Here is a 349-nt window from a genome sequence, read left to right as displayed (position 1 = left end):
TTCCTGGCCGGCGCGGTCTTCGATCATCAGTTCGTTGTAGCCGCCGGTGTGCGGTGAACTGTGGCTGCGCAGCACGGTGCGGGTCTTGTGCTCGGGCAAGGCGTAGGGCGGGGACTTGACCTTGTTGGGCACGCAACCGGTGATCAGCGGTTTGTCCGGATCGCCTTCAAGAAAGGTCACCACCACTTCCATGCCGATGCGCGGAATCGTCACCGAACCGAAGCCTTCCCCAGCCCAACTCGATGAAACCCTGATCCAGCAACTGCTGCGCTCGCTGTTGAGTTCGGCGCGGTCCCAATTGAACTCGCATTTAATGCGGCCGAATTCATCACAATGCGTTTCTTCATGG

1 protein-coding gene is annotated in these 349 nt (G+C 59.3%); it reads right to left on the bottom strand.

The window, feature by feature from the left end:
- On the bottom strand, window positions 1-349 hold a 349-nt coding region (gene tssI, locus K5E40_RS34530; protein WP_221734444.1), incomplete at both ends, for a type VI secretion system tip protein TssI/VgrG.

The organism is Pseudomonas baetica (genome assembly GCF_019733355.1).
In the GTDB taxonomy this organism is placed as follows: Bacteria; Pseudomonadota; Gammaproteobacteria; order Pseudomonadales; family Pseudomonadaceae; genus Aquipseudomonas; species Aquipseudomonas baetica_A.
This window is presented reverse-complemented; position numbering and strand designations above follow the sequence as displayed.